The 837-nt window shown below is 64.6% G+C and carries 1 protein-coding gene; it reads left to right on the plus strand.

The window, feature by feature from the left end; translation table 11 throughout:
• Window position 1 precedes the first annotated feature (1 nt).
• Window positions 2-837, plus strand: an 836-nt coding sequence (locus tag EOA86_RS36640; protein ID WP_128345832.1) for a hypothetical protein, incomplete at its 3' end; no start/stop codon positions are given.

Below are 837 nucleotides of genomic sequence, written 5' to 3' on the forward strand. Positions count from 1 at the left end.
GATGGACGATCGCGAAAAAAGGATCAGGAGAAACAGGCCCGCCGGCAAGGTCGACACCGCCAAGGTCGAGCTGACCGCCGTTGTCGTTGCGGTGAGCGAGAACGAGCCCTGTGTGCTGACCATCGGACAAGCGGACACTTTGCCCTCGGGCCCGCTCGCGCTCGAGCACCGATCGCTGCAGTCCGGATTGCGGGCCTGGGTCGAGGAGCAAACGGGCCACCCGCTGGGATATATCGAGCAGCTCTACACCTTCGCCGACCGGGACCGGTCCGGCACCGAGCTTGAGCAGCGCGTCATCTCCATCAGTTACCTCGCACTGACGCGCAAGGAACATGCATCGGGCTCGTCCAAGTGCGGCTGGCAAAGCTGGTACAAATATTTCCCATGGGAGGACCACCGCTCTGGCACGCCGAAGTTGCTGGATCTCCTGCGGCCGCGCCTGATCGAGTGGGCCGATGGCGGCAGCGGCGCGACCACACGCCGCGAACGCCGGCAGCGGGCGGCTATTGCCTTCGGCTTCGACGACCGCGACTGGAACGAGGAACTCACGCTTCAGCGCTACGAGTTGCTCTACGAAGCAGGCTTGGTCGAAGAGGCCAGACGCGGCAGGGACGCGACTCCGCCTCCGCTCCCAGACAAGTCCATGGCCGCCGATCATCGCCGGATCCTTGCGACCGGCATCGCGCGGCTGCGCTCCAAGATCAAATACCGGCCGGTCGTCTTCGAGCTGATGCCGCCCGTCTTCACCCTACTCCACTTGCAGCGAACGGTGGAGGCGCTCGCCGGCAGGCTCATCAACAAGCCGAACTTCCGGAGGCTTGTCGAGCAGCAGGAACT

This window comes from Mesorhizobium sp. M5C.F.Ca.IN.020.32.2.1 (assembly GCF_004023105.1).
Taxonomy (GTDB): Bacteria; Pseudomonadota; Alphaproteobacteria; order Rhizobiales; family Rhizobiaceae; genus Mesorhizobium; species Mesorhizobium wenxiniae.